22 protein-coding genes, 1 tRNA gene and 4 pseudogenes are annotated in these 25,211 nt (G+C 36.6%); 3 read left to right on the top strand and 24 right to left on the bottom strand.

All coding sequences use genetic code 11. From position 1 onward, the window contains the following. Positions 1 to 75: 75 nt before the first annotated feature. The 3 genes and pseudogenes from EHR_RS10945 to EHR_RS10935 all read right to left on the bottom strand — a co-directional run bounded on the left by EHR_RS10945 (position 76) and on the right by EHR_RS10935 (position 2,559). Positions 76 to 1,143 carry a hypothetical protein gene (locus tag EHR_RS10945; protein WP_010737581.1) on the bottom strand — a complete coding sequence of 356 codons (1,068 nt, stop codon included), beginning with the start codon at positions 1,141 to 1,143 and terminating at the stop codon, positions 76 to 78. Continuing rightward, a pseudogene (locus tag EHR_RS10940) lies at positions 1,143 to 2,038 on the bottom strand (viral A-type inclusion protein). The gene EHR_RS10945 and the pseudogene EHR_RS10940 overlap by 1 nt, the downstream one beginning before the upstream one ends. A gap of 329 nt (positions 2,039 to 2,367) precedes the next feature. Further along, complete coding sequence (locus EHR_RS10935; protein ID WP_010719153.1) at positions 2,368 to 2,559, bottom strand: hypothetical protein; 192 nt, start codon at positions 2,557 to 2,559, stop codon at positions 2,368 to 2,370. 156 nt (positions 2,560 to 2,715) lie between these two features. Here EHR_RS10935 and EHR_RS10930 point away from each other — a divergent pair, with 156 nt between their 5' ends. The 3 genes and pseudogenes from EHR_RS10930 (at position 2,716) to EHR_RS10920 (ending at position 6,389) form a co-directional block, all read left to right on the top strand. Continuing rightward, positions 2,716 to 4,218 (top strand): DUF1846 domain-containing protein, encoded by a 1,503-nt coding sequence (locus tag EHR_RS10930; protein WP_010737583.1) that lies wholly within the window; start codon positions 2,716 to 2,718, stop codon positions 4,216 to 4,218. 230 nt (positions 4,219 to 4,448) lie between these two features. Beyond that, positions 4,449 to 5,629, top strand: a pseudogene (locus EHR_RS10925) (NupC/NupG family nucleoside CNT transporter). 202 nt (positions 5,630 to 5,831) lie between these two features. Continuing rightward, positions 5,832 to 6,389: a guanylate kinase gene (locus EHR_RS10920; protein WP_010737584.1), complete on the top strand. Its 558-nt coding sequence runs from the start codon at positions 5,832 to 5,834 to the stop codon at positions 6,387 to 6,389. 74 nt (positions 6,390 to 6,463) lie between these two features. On the opposite strand, the pseudogene EHR_RS10915 reads toward EHR_RS10920, so the two are convergent. From EHR_RS10915 to EHR_RS10825, 21 genes and pseudogenes are all read right to left on the bottom strand, one after another. Beyond that, positions 6,464 to 7,452, bottom strand: a pseudogene (locus tag EHR_RS10915) (sce7725 family protein). 6 nt (positions 7,453 to 7,458) lie between these two features. Beyond that, positions 7,459 to 8,148 (bottom strand): hypothetical protein, encoded by a 690-nt coding sequence (locus EHR_RS10910; RefSeq protein ID WP_010737586.1) that lies wholly within the window; start codon positions 8,146 to 8,148, stop codon positions 7,459 to 7,461. 235 nt (positions 8,149 to 8,383) lie between these two features. Next, the gene (locus EHR_RS10905) at positions 8,384 to 9,832 is read right to left on the bottom strand and encodes an amidase (protein WP_010737587.1); all 1,449 of its coding nucleotides are present in this window, start codon (positions 9,830 to 9,832) and stop codon (positions 8,384 to 8,386) included. A gap of 325 nt (positions 9,833 to 10,157) precedes the next feature. After that, positions 10,158 to 11,090, bottom strand: coding sequence for a dihydroorotate oxidase (locus EHR_RS10900; RefSeq protein WP_010737588.1), 933 nt, complete (start codon positions 11,088 to 11,090; stop codon positions 10,158 to 10,160). A gap of 75 nt (positions 11,091 to 11,165) precedes the next feature. Then, positions 11,166 to 11,798, bottom strand: a complete 633-nt coding sequence (locus EHR_RS10895; RefSeq protein WP_010737589.1) for a PepSY domain-containing protein — start codon at positions 11,796 to 11,798, stop codon at positions 11,166 to 11,168. A 240-nt stretch (positions 11,799 to 12,038) separates the two neighbouring features. Beyond that, a complete protein-coding gene (locus EHR_RS10890) occupies positions 12,039 to 12,887 on the bottom strand; it encodes a MetQ/NlpA family ABC transporter substrate-binding protein (RefSeq protein WP_010737590.1) in 849 nt (282 codons plus the stop codon). Between the two features lie 12 nt (positions 12,888 to 12,899). Beyond that, positions 12,900 to 13,553: a methionine ABC transporter permease gene (locus EHR_RS10885; RefSeq protein ID WP_010719143.1), complete on the bottom strand. Its 654-nt coding sequence runs from the start codon at positions 13,551 to 13,553 to the stop codon at positions 12,900 to 12,902. After that, a complete protein-coding gene (locus tag EHR_RS10880) occupies positions 13,546 to 14,466 on the bottom strand; it encodes a methionine ABC transporter ATP-binding protein (RefSeq protein ID WP_025480495.1) in 921 nt (306 codons plus the stop codon). Before EHR_RS10880 ends, EHR_RS10885 begins: the two co-directional genes overlap by 8 nt. 382 nt (positions 14,467 to 14,848) lie before the next feature. Next, positions 14,849 to 14,945: transfer RNA gene (locus EHR_RS14120), tRNA-Sec, on the bottom strand. 110 nt (positions 14,946 to 15,055) lie between these two features. After that, on the bottom strand, positions 15,056 to 15,598 hold the full coding sequence (locus EHR_RS10875) for a CD3073 family putative ECF transporter S component (protein WP_010737592.1): 543 nt from the start codon (positions 15,596 to 15,598) through the stop codon (positions 15,056 to 15,058). 3 nt (positions 15,599 to 15,601) lie between these two features. After that, the gene (locus tag EHR_RS10870) at positions 15,602 to 16,090 is read right to left on the bottom strand and encodes a CD3072 family TudS-related putative desulfidase (protein WP_010737593.1); all 489 of its coding nucleotides are present in this window, start codon (positions 16,088 to 16,090) and stop codon (positions 15,602 to 15,604) included. Next, positions 16,087 to 16,338, bottom strand: coding sequence for a hypothetical protein (locus EHR_RS14710; protein ID WP_338009842.1), 252 nt, complete (start codon positions 16,336 to 16,338; stop codon positions 16,087 to 16,089). Before EHR_RS14710 ends, EHR_RS10870 begins: the two co-directional genes overlap by 4 nt. A 116-nt stretch (positions 16,339 to 16,454) precedes the next feature. Then, the gene (gene selA / locus EHR_RS10865; protein WP_010737595.1) at positions 16,455 to 17,486 is read right to left on the bottom strand and encodes an L-seryl-tRNA(Sec) selenium transferase; all 1,032 of its coding nucleotides are present in this window, start codon (positions 17,484 to 17,486) and stop codon (positions 16,455 to 16,457) included. 14 nt (positions 17,487 to 17,500) lie between these two features. Next, entirely contained in the window at positions 17,501 to 18,625 is a 1,125-nt protein-coding gene (locus tag EHR_RS10860; protein WP_010737596.1) for an aminotransferase class V-fold PLP-dependent enzyme, read from the bottom strand. Position 18,626: 1 nt separating this feature from the next. Then, on the bottom strand, positions 18,627 to 20,522 hold the full coding sequence (gene selB / locus EHR_RS10855) for a selenocysteine-specific translation elongation factor (RefSeq protein WP_010737597.1): 1,896 nt from the start codon (positions 20,520 to 20,522) through the stop codon (positions 18,627 to 18,629). A 12-nt stretch (positions 20,523 to 20,534) separates the two neighbouring features. Then, entirely contained in the window at positions 20,535 to 20,792 is a 258-nt protein-coding gene (locus EHR_RS10850) for a putative Se/S carrier protein (protein ID WP_010737598.1), read from the bottom strand. Between the two features lie 10 nt (positions 20,793 to 20,802). Next, a complete protein-coding gene (gene yedF, locus EHR_RS10845) occupies positions 20,803 to 21,402 on the bottom strand; it encodes a sulfurtransferase-like selenium metabolism protein YedF (RefSeq protein WP_010737599.1) in 600 nt (199 codons plus the stop codon). Positions 21,403 to 21,451: 49 nt separating this feature from the next. Further along, positions 21,452 to 22,495, bottom strand: coding sequence for a selenide, water dikinase SelD (gene selD, locus EHR_RS10840; protein ID WP_014834651.1), 1,044 nt, complete (start codon positions 22,493 to 22,495; stop codon positions 21,452 to 21,454). 205 nt (positions 22,496 to 22,700) lie between these two features. Continuing rightward, on the bottom strand, positions 22,701 to 23,573 hold the full coding sequence (locus EHR_RS10835; protein ID WP_010737601.1) for a sulfite exporter TauE/SafE family protein: 873 nt from the start codon (positions 23,571 to 23,573) through the stop codon (positions 22,701 to 22,703). 116 nt (positions 23,574 to 23,689) lie between these two features. Beyond that, positions 23,690 to 24,691, bottom strand: a complete 1,002-nt coding sequence (locus EHR_RS10830; protein WP_010737602.1) for a proline racemase family protein — start codon at positions 24,689 to 24,691, stop codon at positions 23,690 to 23,692. Between the two features lie 28 nt (positions 24,692 to 24,719). Beyond that, positions 24,720 to 25,200, bottom strand: a pseudogene (locus EHR_RS10825) (glycine/sarcosine/betaine reductase component B subunit). Positions 25,201 to 25,211: the final 11 nt, after the last annotated feature.

The following is a 25,211-nucleotide window of genomic DNA, read 5'->3' as shown; positions in this document are numbered from 1 at the left end:
GTGATCTATTGCCTGCAGACGGAACAAAAAACATGCGACAATCTCTCTAAGGATTGCCACACGTTTATATCCTGTCTAAGCCTTTCGAACCATCAAAGGAACCAAAAATTCGTAATTGATAAAGAAATCAATCACTGATCGATGGTACTCCCCAGAAGAAACTTCAAGCATTGTTTGGTTTTTCTGATTTTTGGAAATGATCATGGATTGTCCTTTATCTAATAGAACTTGGTATTTTTCTTCTCCAATTTTTTCAAAATCATATTGAGGATTTTTCATCGCTACGATAAAGATGTCATCTAGTACCTGGTCAGTCAATTCAAATTGACTTTGAAGATTCAGATGTAACGGTTGGGTGTTATCTAGTAAAGTTTGCTTGACTAAAAAACCTAAGTGACGTGCATGAGCTAATATTTGGTTGAACTTATGATTGAAAATAGTCAGTTGACCAGCAGAGAATACCCGTTCAACAGACCAATAACGAATCAAAGATAACACACGGTCATCCTGAACCGTGATTTCCATCGTTTCTGGTGAAACTTCCAATAAGTTGAGTGATTCCACTTGGTATCGTTGATCAATCGTCGGAAGAACAAAAGAAAATACTAATTGATTGGAATCATTCAAACGATAGTTGATCGAAAAATGTCGTGTTTCCCAAGTATCATAAGTGGTATTAGAGAATTTCAACCCAATATCATTTAAAGGTTTTAGCAACTCATAAGTAAAGTATTCGATCAAACTTGTCTTACCAATCGGAGAAATAGGTTCTGCTTTTAAGATATAGCGTTCAAAAGCATCTAATAATTGTGAAAAGTCCGATTCAAGTAGATATTTCCGTAAGCGTAAATCCGCTAATTCTGCCTCTGCTGTTTCAATCAAAAGAACAATGTCTTGATGGTCTTTTTCTTTTGTTTCTAAATAGACTTGATTTTCCCTCGCTTCATGCGGATGACTGGATTCAATTGCCTCTAATTGTTCAGAAGTGACCTGTTCATTTTCATCAAGCAAATCATCTTCAGAAGCAGAGTGATTGCTGGAGTTTTCAGGATCTGTTTCTATTGCTTCTTCCGTCACAGTCGTTTCTGCTAACGATTGTGCTTCCAGCTCTTCATTTTTTTCTAACTCTTCATGCTCATTCATTACTCTACCCCTCCCTCTTGCATCGATACTTCTGGGTTTTTATGTGGGTCAACATTTCCTAAGTAATTCATTAGGAAATGATGGATGGCTTGACTGAACCCTTCTATCCCACCGAAGTAGCGATTGATTTGTCGTTGTTCTTTTTCAACGATCGCTGCACGTAATTGATTCGCTTTTGCTTCGTTAAGTAAAGCAGCTTTTTGATTTTGGATTTTTTCAGGTGCTTCAAGATAAGGCATCCAGCCTAATTTTTCATTCGATAATGCTTGTTTTTGTTTTTTAGTTCTTGGATTTCTTCATCAATTTTTTTACGATTTAAGAATCCTTTAGTGTCATCCAGATCAGAGATTTGGCGATCCACTTCTTTTAATTCTTCATCCAGACGATCAATCTCGGCTTTTGCAGTGATGACTTTAGCATCAAGTTCGTTAATTTGTTGACTGTAGTCATCCGGTTCCTGGTTTGCATAGGTGCCCCACTCTTCGTCAATTTGGGGCAAAACGAAAATTTCCGGTAGACTAGCATCGATGCCAATTGTTGGCCTTTCGTGATAATACGTACCGATCTTGTAATAACTCATCGTAGGAGAAATCTTTTCGACTAGCTCCATAAATGGAAATTCTTGAATAAAGCGATCATGAATTTTCCGCATTAATAGCTGATCGATTTCATGGTTTTCATTCGAACTTTTTTTCAATTCCTCATTTAAATGACCATTATACAGTTGATAGATTTCTGGAATGTTTTCTTCACGAACAGCTCTTTCAAATGCTTGTAAATCCTCTAACAGTTGAGATAGATTCGTGCTAGCTTTTTCTTTGATATCAAAAAAAGTAGTGTCATCTTCTTGCTGAATGATGATTTCTTCGTTATTTTCTTGTGGTGTTTCTTTCATTTTGATTACCTCCTCACAGTTATCCACTTTCTTGGACAGAAGCACAATAGGTTGAGTTTACTTACTATTGAATTGATAATTTAATAGTACCATTTTATAGAAAAAAATGTTACAAAGGGCTTCCTCCTCTATGTATCTTTTAATCAATATTCATTGATTATCCACCGTTTTGATAAGGTCTGATTATTGTACTTTCACTATTGAATAATCTTACGTATCGAGAGTAAAACAAAAGAGTGGAAAGAGGATTGAAGCGACCTCCAAAAGTTAGATTCTAACTTTTGGGGGTTACTACAGATCCCCCCACTCTTTTTCACTCAGTAATTTTCTTATTTTTGAGGCAGATCTCTGGTTGTGAAGTGAATGCGCTGATTTTCATCACGAGATAATAGTGTTTCTTCATTCAAATAAGTAAACTTCATCTCTTCTAAATCAGTATTTTCGAGCATTTTTTCATAACCGGTAAAAATCGAACGGATATATTGTTTATATGCGTTTTTCTTTTTCTGTCTTTTTTTCATGTGACACCTTCCTTACCAAAACTATCATACCAATGAATTTAAGATGAAACAAGCCAGATTTGAGATTTTATCTGTTGTTTTAATCCGGTGTTAGTTACTAGTTGACGAAAATCAAAAAAAATGAAAAAATGCTTTAGTACTTAAGGAGGGAATCTCGTGAAAAAAATCGGTTTTGATTCAGAGAAATATATCGAAGAACAATCAGCATATATCCTTGAACGAGTGAATCACTATGACAAATTATATTTAGAATTTGGAGGCAAATTGGTCGATGATAAGCATGCCAAACGTGTTTTGCCTGGCTTTGAAGAAGATGCAAAAATCAAATTGTTACAAAAATTAAAAGATCAAGCAGAAATCTTGATTTGCGTCTACGCTGGAGACATTGAACGTAATAAAATTCGTGGGGATTATGGTATCACTTATGACATGGATATTTTACGCTTGATCGACGAAATGCGTGGCTACGGATTATCTATCAATAGTGTCGTCATTACTCGTTACAATGGTCAGCCAGCTACGAATGTCTTCGTCAATAAATTAGAAAGACGTAATATCAAAGTCTACAAACATTCAGAAATTGAAGATTATCCAATTAATGTTGAAAAAATCGTTTCTGAAAACGGCTTTGGCAAAAATGAATATATTGAGACCAGTAAGCCAATCGTTGTTGTTACTGCTCCTGGACCTGGTAGTGGCAAACTAGCAACATGTTTGAATCAGCTTTATCATGAAAGCCAAAAAGGACAATCAGCAGGTTATTCAAAATTTGAGACCTTCCCTGTTTGGAATGTCCCATTGAAACATCCACTAAACATTGCCTATGAAGCTGCCACTGTGGATTTAAAAGATGTCAATATGATCGATTCCTTCCATTATGATGCCTATGGCAAGGTTGCTGTAAACTATAATCGAGATGTTGAAACCTTTCCAGTAATCAAACGGATCATTGAAAAAATCACTGGTAAAGAATCAATCTATCAATCCCCTACCGATATGGGTGTGAATCGTGTGGGATTCGGAATCGTTGATGATGAAGTTGTGCAAGAAGCTTCTCGACAAGAAATCATCCGCCGCTATTTCCAAACAGAGTGTGATTTCAAAAAAGGATTGATTGATGAGGAAGCAGTAAATCGAATTAAATTGATCATGGAAGAAGTAGGTCTTCAACCTGAAGACCGTCAAGTGGTATTGCCTGCTCATGAGTATGCAAAAACTGTTCAAAATGACAGCAACGATCCTTCTGCGGTGATCGCGATCCAATTACCCGATGAAGTGATCATTACAGGACGCACCAGTTCTTTAATGAATGCTTCTGCTGCCGTCATTTTAAATGCGATCAAACATTTAGCACATATCTCAGATAATATTCCATTGTTGTCGCCGCTTGTTCTAGAACGGATTCAAGGGATGAAGTCTGCCGCACTGCATTCTTCCGTTGATACATTGAGCCTAAATGAAGTACTGATTGCTCTTTCGATCAGTGCGGTAACCAACCCTATCGCTCAAGTAGCTTATGACAAACTTGCTGAATTAGATGGTGCTCAAGCTCACTCGACAGTCATCGTCAATAAAAATGATGAACAAACGTTGAAACAATTAGGTATTGATATCACAAGTGCTCCCTTCTATCCATCGGAAAATTTATTTTATCAATAAGCATTGTTTCTTTATGAACAAATAGCTGAATAAACTCTTAAAAGATTTTATTTAAATTGCACCTGAAAAAGTGCAACTGATAATCTTTTAAGAGTTTTATTTTGTTGTATCCGTTTCAATTGAAATGTATGCGTTTCAGTCTAAAAAAGCGATGATAATCTTAGCAAAAAATTAGTATTTTAACGATAAAACGTGTAAAATTAAACGGAATTTTGATTAGGAGTGATAGTTTGAGTCAGATTTTAGGAATTATTGGATTACTTTTTATTTTTAGCCTTGCTTTTTTGATTAGTACCAACAAGAAAGCCATCAAAGTAAAACCTTTACTATTGATGATCGTATTGCAATTTATTTTTGGTTTTATTTTGTTACGAACGACTTTTGGTACAGCAGTCGTTTCCATGTTAGCGAAAGTATTCGATCATTTACTAGCGTTTGCAGGTGAAGGAGTCAATTTTGTTTTTGCTGGGGTAGCCAATAAAGGCAGTGCGCCGTTTTTCTTAAATGTTTTGATGCCGATTGTTTTTATTTCTGCAATCATCGGGATTTTGCGTTATATCAAGATCTTGCCATTATTCATGAAGGCAGTTGGATTGGGTTTAAGTAAAATCAATGGTATGGGGAAATTAGAATCTTACAACGGTGTTGCTTCAGCAATACTAGGTCAATCTGAAGTTTTTATTTCAATAAAAAAGAATTGCCTTTCTTATCTGAAAAACGTTTATTTACCATGAGCGTTTCTGCCATGTCGACTGTTTCGATGTCGATCGTAGGTTCTTATATGGCGTTGATCGATTCTAAATATGTAATTACTGCGCTGGTATTGAACTTATTCGGTGGGTATATCTTGGCCTCCATCGTTAATCCCTATGAATTAGAAGAAAAAGAAGATGAGTTGATCATTGAAGAAAACAAAGAACAAACTTTCTTCCAAATGCTTGGAGAATATATTCTTGACGGCTTTCATGTAGCGATTACAGTTGCTGCTATGTTGATTGGATTCGTTGCTCTTATTGCTATGATCAATGCCATTTTTAGTGGAATCTTTGGGATCTCTTTCCAAGAAATTCTTGGTTATATCTTTGCTCCACTAGCATTTATCAGCGGGATTCCTTGGAAAGAAGCTGTGGATGCGGGTAGTATCATGGCGACGAAACTTGTGACAAATGAATTTGTTGCGATGACAGAACTAGCCACTGGGAACCTGCATTTTACTGAACGTACAACAGCTATTTTATCTGTCTTTTTAGTATCTTTTGCTAACTTCTCTTCCATTGGAATCATTTCGGGTGCTATGAAAGGTCTAAATGAAGAAAAAGGAAACTTAGTTGCGAAACATGGATTAAAAATCTTATTGACTGCCACATTAGTCAGCTTTTTAAGTGCGATCGTCACTGGTTTATTAGTCTAAATGATTAAATTTAATTGAATTGTATATTTAAAACACTCTCTTTGCTCTTTAGACGATTTTCTAAAGACTCAAGAGAGTGTTTTTTATAAGACAAAATTTATTGTCGTCCACCTGGAATATCTATGCGAAAAGAACAATTGCTAAAAGAAACTTTCTCGTGTATCGTTTAATAAAGGAAATAAAGATTTGAAGGAGATTCATGATGAACAAATGTTATGTATTTATTGGTCCTTCTGGTTCAGGAAAAACCTCCATTGCTAATGCTCTTTTTGAACCAAAAGAAAAAATTGTCACTTCGACGACTCGTCCTCCTCGAAAAGGTGAAACCGATCAAAAAGATTACTATTTTCTCTCTGAAGACAAATTTGAGCAGTTGATCACTGAACAGGCATTTGTGGAATGGGATGAATATGCGGGACATAAATATGGTTCAACTAAGAGGGAGATTGCTCAAAAGTTGAAAAATGGTGATTGTTATACAATTTTAACAGCTGCTGGTTTTTGGGCACTCTTCCATGCATTTGGGGAACAGATCCAACCAGTATTTGTGACTATCGCTAAAAACAAATTGAAGCAGCGTTTAGAACAACGTGGAGATGCTCCGGATCAAATCAAAAAAAGGCTCGCTCTTTTTGAGCAAGACACGAAGAAATTAGATGAGTTAAAAAAACGACCAAACCTCATTGTTTTAGCAAATAATGAAGGGTTAGAAGCCACCAAAAACCAATTTAAGCGACAAATAAAAATGCTCAAAGAATGATCTTATTTTGATAAACAGGATTGATTAGCAAAAAAATCTCTCACTAGCTTCAAAACATAAACTAGTGAGGGGAATCAAACCAATTTTTGTCGTTCTGTATGTCCAATACCACAAATCAGCGAATGTAGTTCCTCTATTTTAGAATACATGCGTAACCAATTAGTCGGCTGATCTAATAATAAACTGAGCAGTTCTAAATGATGGACCAATGTCCATTTTTTCAATACACCTAAACCAGGAAATTTTTTTGTTGTTTCAAAGAAAGCAGGGCTAATATACCCGTTGTAATCAACAGTTGATCTTGGTTCCTCAATACCCACTGTTGCATTTTTTCAACAGCTTCAAAAAACTTTAGTGCTTGATCCTTAGCTGAATCGTTCGTATCAGAAATAAAATGTTTTACTCTGAGATTACCATATGCATCAACATAGGTCAGATGAAGTGCCAATGCCCGACTAGGAAAGCCTTTATCAAAATAGCGACTTCCTTCAATCGTAAAATCTGAAAAGCCATGATTCCCCTCTTCTTTAAAAAACAAATAGTCGTCGCTAAAAAAATCATCTATTTTTTCGCTATAATCTTCTTCGTGTTTTCTTGGTTTAAAGGCTTCTTTTATGATGATTTTGTTTTCTGGTAACCAGATATGGAACCGACTATGGTCTGGTAACAAAAAATGAGTATCCATTTTTGAAAGTTCTTTCCATATTTTTGGATCACGCGGCTGATGTTGTCCATCAAAAATGATCAATTTAGGTGGTTGCTCCATGATCTGTTGGTAATTATCGGACGTGATGATCATTGCATGTTGAATGGAACTATTTTCTTTTTCTTCCCATAAATGTAAATGTTCATCAAAAAGTTTGAACTGACCCACTTGGGGATTATCGATGATGATCAGCGGGTGATTTACTTTTTGGAATAACTCGACAACGTTTTTAAAGGTAGCTGAATCACGAACTGGTTCGATGATGGGAACCACCTTTTTAGATAATAGATTCTGTTGAATCATTTCTTTTAATGCTAAAAGATCAAACTGTTTCCCTCTCAAATAAGGATAGTACATACTTATTCACTCCAATGGCTCTGTTGGCAAGCGTCTAACTTGCTGCTTTTGTCGCAGATTCTCATAATCTTGCTGTAAAGCGTTGATTTCTGCTTGTAAATCTTGGATCGCTTGATTTTCTGTTTCCTCAATAAATCGTTCATAATAACGCTCTTTGGCAAATGGATCTTGAGAATCTGAACGTTTTTTTAATTCTTTATACAACTGATCAGTTGGAAAATATTTGACGCCTCGTTCCATTTGTTTGGCTTTTCTTACTTCTCTAAATAATGAAGCCATAAAACGGTTGAGCAGCGCCTCTTCTGCCACTGCTAACGGTTGCTTCATTGCTTTTTTAGCAATAATGAATGTGCCAGAAGCTGGCATCTCTTCTGCTATCCCGTAAGGTCGATAAACTAAAACACCGATACCAGTGGGGATTTCAGCTTTGACTTCATCAAAAAGTGTTTGAGGTAATACAAAATAATTGTAATTCCCGACAAACGATAATTTTGCAGTGGAACGAAAGTCCGCTTTTGATACTTTCAACTCATAGCAACGCCACTCTCTTGTACCATCAAACTTTGTGAGACAACTTAACGTATCCACGATACCATGGTCGTCAGGCATGGTCACCTCTTCTACGACAATGCCCCCTTGTTCGATACAGTATTGATAAAGAGAAGTTTCCATCTCGATCGTTAAAGGAGTTTTCAATCCCTCCACCTCCGAACATATTTTCGCCTACCCATTCTACCTTAGATCCAACAAAAAATCTATCGTTAATTATTATTTGAATCGTTTCCTTAAAAATATTTAGAATTAGTTTTTATTCACTTTGATTCGGCTAAATGAATGGGACAAAACATCGTCACGAGGTAGCTGACAGCCAGATAAAAAACAGTTGAGTCTAAAGTTTTCTTAGTCCCAACTGCTTTTCTTCAACTGACTATTATTGATAACTTGGCGGTAAATAGAATTTTTGATGATTTTCAAAGATTTCGCCAATTTGAAAGAGCAAGTCTTCTCGTCCTCTGGCAGCCATGAATTGGATACCCAAAGGCAGACCTTCCTCACTGATATGTGTGGGTAAACTGATTGCTGGTTGTCCCGTCAAATTTGCCAGTTGGGTGTAAGGCGTGATCTTTAAACTTTCCTCAAACATTTCAGAAATAACTGCTAAACTTTCTTGTTCGTTGCATTCGTTGATTCCAGCCATTTTTGCCCGAATTTCATCGCTTTGAAGATCAGTGGAAATTTCTGGAGCAGTAAATGCTGTTGTCGGCGAAAGAAAAAGATCAACAGTTTGAAATAGTTCTTCCATTGTGATTGCTGCATGATCCCAAACATGAAGCGACTGGATATAGTTCGCTGCAGAAACCTTCTTCCCATACTCTAGCAGGACCCAGGAAATCGGTTCAAGTTCATTTTGAGCAACCGGTCGTCCTAATCCAGATTCAATCGAGTGAATCATACTAGCTGTTTCTGCTCCATTCATTTGATAATAAGACTGAATCAAGGCTCTTCCATCAAGAGGGTAATTGATTTCAATGATTTCATGGCCTTCTTGTGCTAAAAATGTCACCGCATTGGTCACTGCTTGTCGTGCTTCATCGCTGATTTTTGTGTGGATCGGTGATTCTGTGCAAACAGCGATTTTCAACCGTTTTTTTGGTGGATGCTCTTGCCATTCCGCTGGCGAAACTTGATAAGGCGCTCCTGAATGGATACTTCGCAGTCCTGCAAATAAAGCTTTGGTGTCTCTCATAGAAATGGTCAAACCAAAATCAATCGCTGCTCCTTGCCAACCTCGCCAAGCATGAGGACCAACTGGCATCGTTCCTCGTGAAGGTTTTAAGCCAATCAGACCACAAAAGGAAGCAGGTATGCGAATTGATCCTCCACCGTCACTAGCACCAGCGATCGGTAAAATGCCAGAAGCAACAACGGCTGCTGCCCCACCACTTGAACCACCTGGCGAATGCGCAAGATTCCAAGGATTTTTAGCTGGACCATAAAGTTGTGGGTCGGTGATATTTTTAAATCCAAACTCTGGCGCATTTGTTTGTCCAAGTGGGATAAGACCAATTTTTTCAACTTGCGAAACAAAATTTGAATTTCTAGATGAGCGATGAGTTTGAAAAAGCTTTGAGCCTGATGTAGCTAACCAACCTTGCTTTTCCTGTCCTAACATTTTCAACGGGAACGGTAAGCCGCTTAAAGGCTGTTCATCCTTTAGAATTGGTGCCTCATCTTTAATCGGTTGATCTGTTTCAAAAGTAACGAACGCATTTAATTCTGGATTTAATTTTGCTACTTTTTGGCTAACCTCTTTGACTAATTCCTTGTAACTGAACTGCTTCTTTTTTAGACCCTTCACGATCTCCATGCCATCTTTCAAGTAAATCCCTCCTTTTATTTGTCATACCTTTGTGCCATTTTCTCATATTTCTATTCAACAAACAAAAAGAATGATTACGCTTCATGTTAGAAACGGTGGTGCTATTATCAGTAATTATATACACCTATTGTATCCTAATAGCTAAGGTACTATTCATGGCAAACCAACGAATAGACTAAAAGCTAACCACCAGTTATTATTCTAAAACCACCGGATTGCATAAAAATAAGCCAAAGATTTCCAAAATAAGAGAAACTATGTTTGGATTCTTTGGCTTATTTTTTATTGTTGTCTTTTATTTCATCACTTAGAGAATCGTTAACGATTAGATCGTTTTTAGTTTCCCTCTAAATTCATCGATGGTTCGATACCCTTTTTCTGTCATGATCTGTTCGAGTTCTTTCGTGATCCGATCAAAAATTTTCGGTCCTTCTTTGTGAAGTTCGGTACCGATTTGTAGCATAGTTGCTCCACATAATAAATGTTCAAAAGCATCCTGTCCATTTCGAATGCCTCCAGTACCAATAATTTTGATCTCTGGTTTCAAGCGAGTATAAAAAGCACGGACATTCGCTAAAGCGGTTGGTTTCACATATTCTCCACCAAGTCCACCGAAACCCTCTTTAGGTTTGATCACGACTGCTTCTTTTTGAGTATCGATATACAAACCATTGCCGATACTATTAATAGAATTTACATAAGTTAAAGGAAATTGATTCAAAATTTCAGCCATTTGATCAAAATGCGCCAAATCAAAATATGGGGGCAATTTGATTCCTAATGGTTTGGTGAAACGGGCAAAAACTTGTTGCAATAAATCTTCCGTCGCCTCAAAATCATAGGCTAACTGTGGTTTGCCAGGAACATTGGGACAAGAAAGATTCAATTCAGTGATTCCTTGAAAGTCACTCTTTTCAATCATTGTCAACATTTCCAAATTTTCTGCTGCACTCATACCTGCAATAGAGAAAAAGAGCGGTTGTGTCTGCTGTTTTTCATAGTTCAATGCATAATCTAAGTAATAATCAAATCCACGATTAGGTAATCCCATGGAATTAATACTTCCAAGAGGTACATCGAAATAACGAGGTTCTGGATTTCCAGCACGTTCATTCAGTGTACAACTCTTTGTGATAAAAGCGCCAGCATTGGATTGTTCCAATTCAACTAGTTCTGTCGTTGTCATGCAATGAACACCGGAGGCATTCATAAAAGGGTTAGCAAAAGTATGATTAAAAAAAGTCGTTTCTAAGGTCAAGTCATTCTCTCCTTTGATGAATCATTTTTTCTAGTTTATCATCAAGTCAAGCAAAAGCAAATAGGATCAAGACAATTAATCATCATTTTCAGTTGCTAAAACTTCTCCTGTTTGACTATTGAGTTTTACTTGAGTACTCTTATTCCCGTTTTTCACTTTCACTTCCCAGTAAGTGGTACCAAGTTCCTTACTAAGATCCCAGTCAGTGGCTGTTCCCCCACCCGCTTGTTTTTCAGCGATCTTTGCTGCTTCTTCAATACTTAGAAGTTTACTTGTGTCCAAAGCATCTTCTTGTTTCTTCTGTCCATTTTGTTCATCTTGATCTAAACGCTCAGGATTTTGTTTTTGAATTTCTTCGTTTGCTGCATTGATCTTCATTTCGTATTCATTTTGATCATCAACACCATCGATTTTATAGAAGAAACTTCCCCAACTACTATCTAATTCTAAACTGGTAATCGCTGCATTTGGATATTCTTTTTGAAACAACTCAATCGCTTTTTGTGCAGATACTTTGATCTCTTTTGTTGCATTCGTCCCAGAATTCATTGTTTGATTTGATGCTTCGGTTGAAGAAGTTGTTTGTTGACCAGTACTTGTTGACGTAGTCGCTGGCGCTGGCGTTGATTCTGGTGTAGCCTGATTCGATTGACACCCTGCTAACAATAGTAAAGAAAACAGCCCACAAAAAATAACATTAGTTTTCATAAAATTTATTTCCTTTCTTGAATAAAAATCACTTTAATTTAAGTATACACAAGTAAAGTTGTTCTGTCATTTTTGAACAAATCAATCATTAAATAGCAAAAAAAGACAAGACTAAAAAAGTAATCAGTCTTGTCTAAAAAATCAAAATAAGAAAAAAATTGTCTCCGCTTCTACGAACAAGCAAAACGTGTTTTAAGTAAAAACGCAACGCTTCCTTTCAATTGCTAATATGTAATATCTTTATTGACTGCTATTCTCAGTTTCAGAAATGTCAGGTATGATCCAGTAATTATCTTTATTATGACTATTGATATATGTACGAAATTTTTCTGATTGGTAGGCTTTCTTAATCGCTTTTGCCCAATCCGTTTTTTCATTTTCTTTTGTCACAGCAGCTACGATTTGTAATTCAGGCACCATTTTTTCTAGCTCGATCAAATGAAGTTGTTGTCGAATTCCTGCATCTTCAACTGTGCTTCCAGGTATGACTTCAAAATCAAGGTCATCCAACACGTGTGGTAAAGTGTTCGTGTCCATCTCTTTGATATTTAACTGATAGGGGTTATTTGTGATTGCTTTTGCAGTCAAGTCGGTACTTTTCACTTGTTTATCCACTTGAATAAAACCAGCTTTAGCAAGAACTGCATAGGCTCGTGCTGCATTACTCGGATCTTGGGGAATCCCAATCATCATTCCTTTTTTCACCTCTTCTTTACTTGTATATTTGGAAGAGTACAAATTACACGGAACAGAGGGTGTAGCAACTAAAGGAACTAAATCAGTCCCATTCTCCTTATTGAAAACATTCATATAAGCGGAGTGTTGAGCAACATTTACATCAATCTTTCCTTCACCTAAGGCAGTATTTGATTGGATAAATTGAGAAAATTCAATTCGTTTAATCGTATATCCTTCCGATTCTAATATAGGTGCAATCGCATCATCAAATAAATCGTTATACGGTCCTCCAGTTACCCCCATGACAATTTCATGTTTTTTCTGAGCGTGTGATGATTGATCTTTTGAATGACAACCACCCCCAATGAGAACCAATACGAACAGACAGACTATAGTCATTATTTTTTTCATGAAGTTTACTCCTTAATATTTAATTTTATGATAAAGATAATTTCCCAGAAATTGGATACTGTTTATTAAAACAATTAAGATAACTACCGTTACAACAATCATCCCACTATTAAATCGTTGATAGCCTTGGGAAATAGCTAAATCCCCGATTCCTCCTCCACCAACAGTTCCCGCCATAGAAGAGGCATTAATTAGTCCAATCATTGAATTAGTAATGGCTAAAATAATCGCCGGTCGAGCTTCAGGTAGAATAAAGTAAAGAATGATTTCCAATCGGTTTGCCCCTAAAGTTTTGGCACATTCGATAATTGTAGGAGGGATTTCTAGAATGGCTTGCTCGATTAAACGGCCCATAAAGGGAACAATATATAACGTTAAAGGGACAATAGCAGCAGTTGTTCCAATGGAAGTTCCAACAACTAAGCGAGTAAAAGGCAAAATAGCCACCAATAAAATGATAAATGGCACTGAACGCAAGATGTTGATAAGCGTCTGTAACACCGTGTACATAAGAGAATTAGCTAAAACACCTTGTTTTCTGGTCTCTGCTAATAGTATGCCTAAAGGAACTCCTAAGCCGATAGCGAACACCAAAGAAATACTGACCATATAAATCGATTCATAAGTTGCTTTGAGAATGATCTCTGATGAAAGTATTTCAAACATCAACGGTCACCTTCTCATAACTAATTAGTTGGTCAATAAATTCATTATCAGGAATTTTATTTGTTAGAAAATACATCGCAAAAAAACGTTCTCCGCTAATATGTATGGTTTTGATATCATAGACCGTCCCCTCCATTTTACTTTCTTGAAAACGAGCATAATTTGTGGCATTCATCAGGAAGTAAAGGACATAATTAAAGGAAATCGATTCTTTTTTTGGATACTTAGGATAAATCATATCTGCTAAAAATTCACGAACTAAATTGCTTTGAGGGCTTAAAAACATTTTTTTGGTTGTTGCCTGTTCAATAACTTTTCCTGAATCAATGACAGCCACTTCATCACAAATTTCTTTTATCGCCTCCATTTCATGGGTGACCAAAATGATGGTGGTTCCTAGTTCCTCATTCACTTTTTTTAACAAATTTAAAATACTTTTTTTAGCGGTTGGATCAAGAGCGCTAGTAATTTCGTCGCATAATAAAAGCGAAGGCTCCGTTACTAACGCTCTAGCAATCCCCACTCGTTGTTTCTGCCCACCAGATAAATGGGAGGGATATGTATTTTTTTTCTCTATCATTGATACATAATGTAAAACGTTTTCAATTCTTTTGTCGTATTCCTGCTTATTGACTTTGCTAAATCTCAGAGCAAGTCGAATGTTATCAGCAACAGTTTTTGACTGCAATAAGGCATAATGTTGAAATATTGTGCTGCTTTTCACATCTTGTGATAGAGATATATTACCTTTTGTTGGTTGATCTAATCCGTTTATTAAACGAATCATTGTACTTTTTCCTGCACCACTTCGTCCAATGATACCAAAGATTTTACCTTTTGGTATAAATAAATTGAGATCATTTAGGATCATGGTACCTCCAAAAGACTTTGAAACGTGTTCAAATGAAATCAAGCTCTCATTCCTTTCCGGCGCATTCATATAAAAACTTTAACTATGTGGGAATTAATAGAAAGACGATAAAAATCCTTAATAATTAAGTCTTTTTATGTAGTAGATGCGCACATCTATATTTTAATTTCTTCTTTTCGAATTAAATATAGCATGGAAAAATAGCCATGTCGAGACTAAAATGTGATTTCAATCACATGGGCATTGATAAAAAGCGAGAAGCAGAATGTTCCTTTCTTACACTTGATGAAAACAGTGATCAAGCAATGAACTACCTCGAAAAATAATCAAATGCAGTGGAAATGCAGTGGCGACAAAAAAATAAAGCTAAAAACATCAACAGAACGGCTCTGTATCAATGTTTTTAGCTTTGTATGTATTCAATTGGCGGGAATGTGTAGGAATCGAACCTACCCAAGAAGCTCTTAACTCCTCATACTGGTTTTGAAGACCAGAGGGAACACCAGAACCCATCCACTCCCCTAATAAAAACATTCTAACATTTTTCGTTTGTTCAATCAATATCAAATGCTAGAATGTTTGTAGTTATAAAAGACTAGACTAGCTTTAATATCTGTTAGTCGTTCTCTTTTTATTTTACTAGGATACGCTGCGGTAAACGTTTCATAAACCAAGCAACGAGTAAACAAGAAAGCATCTTATCCACAATATTTCCTGCAACAGTTGCCCAATAAGTTGCAGTGATCATTTCTTTACCGGAAGCCTTGAAAGCAAAAATGAGGATGTCCGTTCCTGAACCGGTAAAACCACCAAATAAAGCTAAACGGATCGGCGCACCGATCATTGGACAAACAACGGCTAATAGTCCCCCTGCTATTAGCGCTTTTTTGTAAGAAAATCCATTCTTCGCTAGTAAAGAACAGATAATTGCTACAACAATATTTACGAATACAAAAGGAACAGCCAACGGCCCACTGATGATCCCCATTAATAAATTAGTGGCAATCCCAGTCATTACCCCATAACTCATACCAAAATTGGTTGAAATATAAATCGTTCCCATCGTATCTAAAAATAATAAGGGGATTTTCATTAGTGAAACAGCCTCACCTAAAACAACATTTAAAACAACGGCCATTGCACATAAAGTCAATATTTTCATTTTATTATTCATCGTTTACTTTCCTTCTAAAAATAGTTTTAATTTCTGATATAAATCGCCTTGTGATTCTTCTGTATACCAAGTTGGAACTTCAAAATAAGGATTAACAATCCCATGATTCTTACATAATTCAAAATACTCTTCCATTAGTACGCCTCGCTGTGCTGAGATGGAACAATTAGGACTTTCATTGATCCCGATGATTCCCAAATAGCGATAATCATTCGCTTGGTACTCTTTGATTTGTTGAATGACTGGTTGCAACATACTTTGACATTTTTGACGATAGCCTGGTATAGCAACATATTCTTGATAAGTCATTGGTGGTCTCTCTTTTCCTAAGGTCAAAAATTCAGGACAAGGCAATTGTAGCAACGCAACGCCTTGATTTAATAAAGAAATGGCCAAAGGAAAAGCACCACGAGCCCGCTCCCATCCAGGTATCACCGCATGTTGATTCAAGATGCAGTGTGAAACAACCACAAATTCTTTCTTTAATTTCATGTTATTTCCTCACAAAAAATCTTTTCTAAACTGACGAACACCTGATGAAGTTCTTCTTCAAAAATCGTGCGCATATCTAAATAGTTTCGCTCATTTTTTACCCGACTAATCACTGGAACAATTCCTTTTCTTAGTCTTCGTTGCAGTTCTTCCGCATGGCATTGCTTACTTTTTACTGTTACTGCATAGGTAGGTAATAAGCTTTCTGGATACGTTCCACCACCAACCGTACTATAATCTTTTTCGATAGAGACTTCGAGTTGCTCGATTTTTTTAACTTTTCAGCTAATATTTGGGCTCGATTCAAACAATTTTCGATCTTATCCGATAGCATTTGCAAAGTAGGCAAGGATCGAATGGCTTCTTATTCATCAAGATAAAGTTCTAAAGTTGCTTCTAATGCACTTAGAGTCATTTTATCGACTCTTAATGCACGCAGTAGTTGATTTTCTTTCATCCTCTGAATATACGTTTTTTTACCTACGATAATTCCGGCTTGTGGTCCGCCTAATAATTTATCTCCACTAAAGGAGACCACATCACACCCTTGCTCGATTACTTCTCGAACAGTCGGTTCATACGGTAAGCCAAAGCGTCGCATGTCAATGAGTAGACCGCTACCCAGATCATTGATTAACGGGACTTGATGTTTTTGTGCTAAGAGAGCTAACTCTGATAAGTAAGGAGTTTCTGTAAATCCAATGATTCGATAATTACTGGTATGGACTTTTAAAATCGCTCCAGTTTCAGAAGTCAAAGCCTGTTGGTAATCTCTAATATGCGTTTTATTGGTTGTCCCTACTTCTCTAATTTTCCCACCTGTTTCGGTAATTACCTCTGGGATACGAAAGGACCCTCCTATTTCAACAAGTTCCCCTCGAGAAACCAATACTTCTTTATCAGTAGCCAAAGTATCAAGAATTAACATAATAGCTGCTGCGTTATTATTCACCACTAAGACGTCTTCTGCTCCAGTAAGTTTTTTTAGAATATGCGTTAAATGATTGTATCTAGTACCTCTCTTGCCACTAGTTAAATCCATTTCTAAATTTGAATAGGAAAAACTTATTGTCTTTAATTGTTCCTCAATTTTCTTACTAAGTAAGGAACGTCCTAAATTTGTATGCAGAATTGTACCTGTCCCATTAATTACTTTTTGTAATGAATATGTTCGTTGTTTCACTTTTTCAATCACTTGAATACAGAGTTCTTCAATCGCTGGAGGTAACAATTCTTCTTTTAAAACAGTTTTTCTAGTTTGCTCTAAAACACTTTGTACCTGTTGTTTGACTACTCCGTAAGAATACTTCTTTTCTAATATTTGCAATTCAGGAGTTTTTAATAAACGATCCACTGAAGGCAAATCTGCTAATCGTCGTTGTATTTCTCTAGCCATCGTTTACCTGCTTTCTATCGTTTTGCAATTATTCTCAACGCCTTTATGGTTTTTTCTATTTCTTCTTCTGTTGTAAAACGGGATAAGGATACTCGAACAGTTCCAGTATTTTTAGTTCCTAAATCTTGATGTATTAGCGGTGAACAATGGTAGCCTGAACGTGTGGCAATGCCAAACTCTTCCCACAGAATGTCACTGATTAAAGCTGATTCTGCAGATCTGATATTCAACGAAAAAACGTCTATATGCTCTTTCGTGAAATCACCATAAAACGTTAATTCTGAAATCTTCGTCGCTTCTTGGTAGAAGTAGTTTCCCAATGATGGTGTCTCTTGGGACATTAGCCAACCTACACTGGCTGCTAATCCAGCAATTCCTGGCACATTTGCTGTCCCAGCCTCCAACATTGCTGGCAATTCATCCGGCTGCTCCTTAGAGAAGGACTTCATACCATCACCACCAGTTATTATCGGTGTAAGTTTCAGTTTTTTGTGAATACAAATGCCCCCAGTTCCTTGTGGTCCATGTAACGCTTTGTGTCCAGTGAAACAAGCCGCTGCGACCTTCCCATCACTTAAGTCAATTGGTAGATGTCCAGCTGTTTGAGAAATATCTAAGATTAAATACAGCTGATGTTTGTGGCAAAAACGTTTTATCCATTCAATATCTAAAAGATTCCCTGTCACATTACTTGCATGATTGCAGACCACTACTTTGGTTTTTGCGTTTAATTTTTCAGTAAATTCTTCATAATTCAACTGTCCAGTGATCGGATGACTACTGATAATGTCGTAGGAAACGCCTAGTTTTTCTAATTGATAGAGTGGTCGCAGCACGGAATTGTGTTCCCAACTTGTGGTCAATACATGATCACCAGCTTGAATGAACCCTTTTAATACTGCATTAAGAGCAATAGTCACGCTTCCAGAAAAAATAATTTCATATAAATCCCCGGTATGAAAAAAATTTTTTAATGTATCTCTTGCCATTTCTATTAATTGATAAGCACGAATGGAATAGCTATGAGCGCCACGAGCTGGGTTGCCATACCTCTCACTTTCAAGCACATCTAGGATTGTTTGTTTCATACAAACCGGCTTTTGGACTGTCGTAGCTGCATTATCTAAATAAATAGTCATACTAGTCTCCTTCTTGTTTCCCTAAAATCCGATAATTTTCTACTCGTTTCGTGATGCCAAGTTTATCGATTGATTCTAGAATAAGCATGGAAGCTTTTCGGCTCGAGTTTGTCATATCACGAAAATCAGCCAGTGTCATTTTCTTGTTTTTCTTGATATAAGTCTGGATTTGTTGAATAGCTTGCTGGTAAATCTTTCCTGATAGAACATATTCGTGGGTTAAAAAAACAGCGCTGGTGGCATCTAAAGCTTCCAATACTTCTTCAGCATTTTTGTCTAAAAGGGCTAACTCTTCTTTTTTTATCGGCATATAACCACTGTTTTTTAGGTAACGTTCAATTTTTTGTTTGGCGACTTGCTGATAGCTATTAAATTGTACTTGAAAATCATAAACAGATAATCGTTTCTGTTGTTCTTTGATTACGTTGAATTTTTTTAATAATTGAATCAAGACGAAAACTTCTTTTTCGGTCAAGCCATTTCGTATTTTAGAACGAAATTCTTCTAAAGGCATACCATCCCGTAGACGATATTTTTTGTGATACTCTTCTAAGATCTTTTGTGCTTTTCCTGCTAATTGTTGATATCTTTCATAAAGTAAAAACCCACAAGAGGTAAAGAAGATTTGATTTTTTCCCTGTAGTTCTTCTAATGAATGGCTTAGTTGATCAAGAGGGACACCCAGATAGGCCAACAATTCTTTTTCTACTGTAAATGGCTGTTTCTTATTTAACATAAAATCAATTATCATACTGTTTAGATTGCCATTTTCTTTTGCTTTTAAGCTTTCTAAAATCGCCTGCTTGAATCGGCGATGTTTTTTTGGAACGGCGTTTAAGACTTCGCCTCCAGCAATCGTATGCATGGGTGAATAAGAGCGTAGAATAAAACGATCTTTTTCTTTTACAGAAACTTTTTCTTCTAATCTTAACTGCAAAAAGCCTTCTTCGTTTGGCCCAATCCAATCTAATCCTAATGGAACAGTACGAGCCATTATTTCTTTTGTTCCGATCAACACTCTAACCCGATCCCATAGATTAATTCCCCCATCCGTCCCTGCCAAGCAAGTTACCTTAACATCCAACATCCAGCTTTCCTCTAAAGAATCCGCGGTTGATAGAACATCCCCGCGCGTGACTTCTTCACGGGTAATGTTTGCTAAATTGATAGCAGTTCGTTGTCCAGCATATGCTTTTTGAACGTTATTTTCATGTACCTGCAGATTTCTTATCCGAACTTTTCGCTTATTTGGGTAGAGATAGCAGTTTTCTCCAACGGTTAGTTCCCCTTCCAACAAAGTGCCTGTAACTACTGTACCGAAGCCTTTTACACTGAAAACCCGATCGATATTTAACCTTGGTGTTCCACTACTTACTTGCTCTGATGTTTGCTCCGTGTAGGCTTCGATTTTTTTTAGTAATTGTTTGATCCCTTTTCCGCTAATGGCATCGGTTTCAATTATTTCCGCTTTTTCTAAAGGCGTGTGAAGTAATTGATCACGTATATCTTCGATGACTAGTTCTTTCAATTCAGCATCAATCGTATCAATTTTAGTTAATACAATTAAAAAATGGTGGATTCCTAATAAATTCAAAATATCAATATGCTCTTTTGTTTGAGGCATGATTCCTTCACTAGCATCAATGACTAATAAAATAAGATTAAGACCAGGTAGTCCAGCAACCATATTTTTAATAAATTTTTCATGGCCAGGAACATCTACGAAACCCACACGTTGTTGATTTGGTAAATTTAAGTAAGCAAATCCTAGATTAATCGACATGCCCCTTTTTTTTTCTTCTTTTGTTGTGTCAGTATCTATTCCAGTCAGCGCTTTGATCAATGTTGTTTTTCCATGATCAATATGCCCAGCTGTTCCAATTACAATATTTGCCATTTCTTTTACCCCTTATAATAAGTAATACGTTACATCCAATCCAACTTGAAGCGCTTTATAAAAACCTTCTGATGACACATTATTTTTAGCTAAAATATGACGTATCTGATTTTCAGCTTCTAGCGGAAATTTTAAAGAAAAACCACAGCTAAGATATATTTTTTCGGGTGTAGGAATGATTCTTACAGATAGTTTAGCTGATTGGCACATCAGCTCAGCTCTCATTGCTTCACGTGTCGAATGAAATAATACCACTCCATATGACTTCATTGTTTACTCCTTAAGGTTTGATGATTTTTTTAGATTTTCGCATCATTTCAATAATATGATACATATTGGTCACTTCACCGACTTTACATTTTTCACTGAGATTATAATAGTTAAGACAGGCTCCACAAGCATAAATTTCTATCCCATTTTCCGCAAGAATCTGTAAATCCTCCAAGGAATCCGAGTTGTCGCTTACTAAATGGACCCCACCATTGTAGAAAATGATTTTTTCGGGCAAATCAGGTTGTTCGGTTAAAGAATAAATAAACATTTTTAATAATTGTTTCCCTAATTCTTTCGACCCTTGCCCCATCGTATTCGTGTCGACAATAACTATATAATTGTCTTCAATATCATTTTCTCTTGTAAGTTCTTGTTCATAAATAGAAGCTACCTCTCCTTTTTTCTTGGAGATACGTACAGTAAACGATTGTGCATCATTTTGCTCTACTTGATAATCATAACCTAGTTGTCCCGCCATTTTTTTTAGATTTTGTGCAGCAATCTCATTATCGACAGTTGTTTCTACTGTATCGTTTTCTTCCAAAGCTTTCTTTGTTTCAATCACTGGAAGGGGACATACTTTTCCCAATGCGTTAATTTTAACCATTTTGATTCTCCTTTCCATGTGTAGTTAATCATGGGATCAGTTTGTTAGACTAATCGAACAATTTTTTCTTAATAAACCATGATTTCTGCTGTCTTTTTTTCGTAACAACGCCAAAATCTTTGGCTAAGATATTGGCTGATTTCAGCTCTTCTTCTAATTTTTTTGCTTCTTTAGCTGGGATACTTACCAATAATCCTCCAGATGTCTGTGGATCATATAGCAACTCTTCGATCCCTAAGTCATCGACATAAAAGGCCATCTTTTTTTCCATAAAATTTCGGTTTCGTTGTCCTCCAGCAGTAAAAAGAAAGGCTTTTGCTCCTTCATAAGCTTCTTCAAAAAATGGCAGTTTTTCTGAATAGATTTCAGCTGAAAAATTGTCATGTAACATTTCATGAAGATGTCCTGCTAACCCAAATCCTGTTACGTCGGTACAACTAGTGATTGGATATTTTCTGATGATAGCCATCGCATATTTATTTAAGGTTTCCATACTTTTTGTTGCTTTGGCAAACCCTTCTTTGGTTATTGCCCCGGCGCTATAACCAATGGTGATAATGCTTACACCTAGAGGTTTTGTTAAGATTAAGTGATCTCCTTCTTGACAAGTATTATTTTTGTAAATATTGTTTGGATGAATTGTGCCAGTTACAGAAAGTCCATATTTGACTGAACGGTCATGGATTGAGTGCCCACCTGATAAGATTCCACCTGCTTCTTGAACTTTTTCAGCCCCACCTCTTAAAATCTCTTTTAAAACCTGTAGTTCTTTTTCTTCAGGAAAAGCAACAATATTTAAGGCAGATAATACATCCCCTCCCATCGCATAAACATCACTCATCGCATTGGCAGCAGCAATTTTGCCAAATAAATAAGGATCTGTCACCATAGTAGGAAAAAAGTCTAACGTTTGAATAACTGCTAATTCATCGGTCAATTTAATAACGGCTGCGTCATCTGTTGCATCAAAGCCCACTAACAATTTTTCATCTTGGGATTTAGGGAGGTCTGCTAGAATATTCCCTAGATTTCCAGGACCAATCTTAGCGTTACATCCACCACAAATAATTAATTGTTCGATTTCTTTTTTCATTGGCATCCACTTCCTTTTCATATAGTGTAATAATTGATGACTTTTCCTCTGCCGCTTACTGTTCCATTTTCTATAGTTACACCAACAATCAGAAAATAGCGGGCAAATCATTAAAATAACTATGCTAGTTTGGTGTACTAAAAATGAAGAAGTGGCTGTACAGTTCTTTCCACTCCTTCACATTTTGCTACTAGATTAAGCTTTTCTATTTTTTAGAAAACATTCCTTTTCGCATATATGTAATTCCTGAGTAAATAATTACAGCAATGATTACCCAAGTCAGCATATTCAAATCTAAGCTTGTGACAAATTTAACAGCAATAATTACCCCAATCACTCCACCAATCGTAATTGCCAAACTAACTTTACGCGCATAATCACCAGATTTAATAAAGTTACCTGAAGCAACGGGCATCAATCCTGCGCAAGAAGCCATCATAATAGGAAAAGCAACAAGCGGACTTAACCCCAACATGTATACTAATGCCATACATGGTGCATATAAACCTACGCCAATCGTCATTAATGCACCTAAGAGGAAATTACCGATGACGCCGATGATTAGCTTAAGACCTGTTAAAGCAGTCGCTTCATTTCCAGAGCCTAAGAGATCCAGCATTCCAGCTTGTTTTAGCCCCATTAAAATTGCTGTCACAATCAGAGCAAGTCCCATAAAAAACTGCACCTTTTTTTCAGGTAGCTTACTGACTGTTTTCGAACCCACAAACGAACCCACAATTGCTGCTGCAACTAATGAAAACAGAGTAATAGGTGATACTTTAACAACAGTAATGAAAATAAAAGCTTCAATGATTACCGGAATAGAGTGTGCCACATTGAGCGTTCCTGGTAATTGTCGATCGTTATCTAATTGCTTGGTAAATTCTAGTAACATGGTTGTTGGCGCAAAACTACCAATCCCTAATGTATCTAAAAAATCGGTAATTAACCCAATTGTTCCAGAAATAAGATAATTTCCTCCACCCCAATTTCCTTTATTTGCAAGTAAGTCGAGAACAAAAAAGAATAAGAAATAGAGTAATAAAACGCTTAATAAACCCAACAGTAGTTGTACCATGATACCTCCTTAATAGTAAGCAGAGTTTTACTAACCCATCATTTTTTATGTAACCATCTGTTAATGGCTAGGACTAGAGAATTCAATTCACACTTTGGATGGTTATACCGTGTATTTTAATCAAGTAAAAATCCATTTTTTAATGAGTCTTTAGGATCGACAAGGAATTGATTAAATCCTGTAATATAAGCAGATCCCGTCACTTTGGGAATAATCGCTTGATAGTTTCCTACACGTGTTTCCTTTGTAATTTCTCCCTTAAACATCGTTCCTAAAATACTTTCATAAACAAAACTTTCACCAATTTTCAACTCATTTTTTGCATACAAAGTTGCTAATTTAGCACTCGTTCCCGTTCCGCAAGGTGAACGATCAACTTGTCCATCCCCGAATACCACGACATTTTGATAAGTAGCTTCAGGACTTTTAGCAGGACCATAAAATTCGACTAAATCAACGGTGTTAATATGTTTTAACCGAGGATGTTGGATCTCAATCGTTTGATTAATCGCTTCGCGAATTTTTAGCCCCACTTCAGTAAATTTTGACGCATTCTTCGGTTCAATGGTTAAACCTACTTCTTCGGCTTTTAATATGGCAAAAAAACTTCCGCCAAAAGAAATATCCACATGAACTGTCCCAATATCGGGCACATTCACTGCCACATTTTCTTTATATAGAAAGGATTCCACGTTTTCAAAAGAGACTGATTCCGCAGAGTAATCTTCATCCAGACGAACCTCTCCGCAAACAATCCCCGCAGGTGTATCTTGCGTTACTTTAACCACACGGGTGCCTTCTCCTACATCTACCCAGCCCAATTCTACAGCTGCTGTCATTGCCGCAATGGTGTTGTGACCGCACATATTTAAATAGCCACCAGAATCCATGAAAATAATCCCGTAGTCTGCCTCATCATGAACCGGTTCACAAATAAAAGCCCCGAACATATTTTTATGCCCTCGTGGTTCATGCATTAGCATTTTACGTAAATCATCTGCTTGTGTTTCCAGGTATATTTTTTTATCCGCCATCGTTTTTCCATGAAATTTAGGAATGCCTCCTACAATTAACCGAGCGGCTTCACCAGCTGTATGGGTATCTACTACTGATATCATTTTTTATACTTTCATACTAACCTCCACGTTACTTCAATTTTTGATTATCTTTACGCATCTTTAGTTTTATAAAAGCGAGCGCTTTAACTGCATCATAGAAAGTGATCGTATTTTCTCCAACCACTTCCGTTTCAATCCCTGCTTGTGATTTATTAAAATCCAGCACATATTTTGTATAATCATTTTCTACGACAAACTTGGCTTGTTTCCCAATAAATTTGAGCCCAATAACACTGAGGCCACGACAACCTATTTCTTCTAGGGGTATTGGCAAAATCGATGTCTGAATTTCCCCAACCATCTGTTGATAAAACAACGCCATCTGTAGCCATCGCTTCTAGCCAAGTAGCTGTTCGTTGTCCGACTAGATGCTTCATTTCATTGCTTTGAGGTGTGCCAATAATAATAACACCTTGGAAATCAATGTCAGGATCTTTGCTTAAAACATCCAGTAAAGGATCTTTAAAAAGGTGCATCGAAGTTTCTTTAGTTGATGGTCCTATTCCCATAAAAATCCCCT

Origin of the sequence: Enterococcus hirae ATCC 9790 (genome assembly GCF_000271405.2) — a bacterium.
In the GTDB taxonomy this organism is placed as follows: domain Bacteria; phylum Bacillota; class Bacilli; order Lactobacillales; family Enterococcaceae; genus Enterococcus_B; species Enterococcus_B hirae.
The sequence above is the reverse complement of the archived record's forward strand: the minus strand, read 5'-3'. Positions and strand labels throughout refer to the sequence as shown.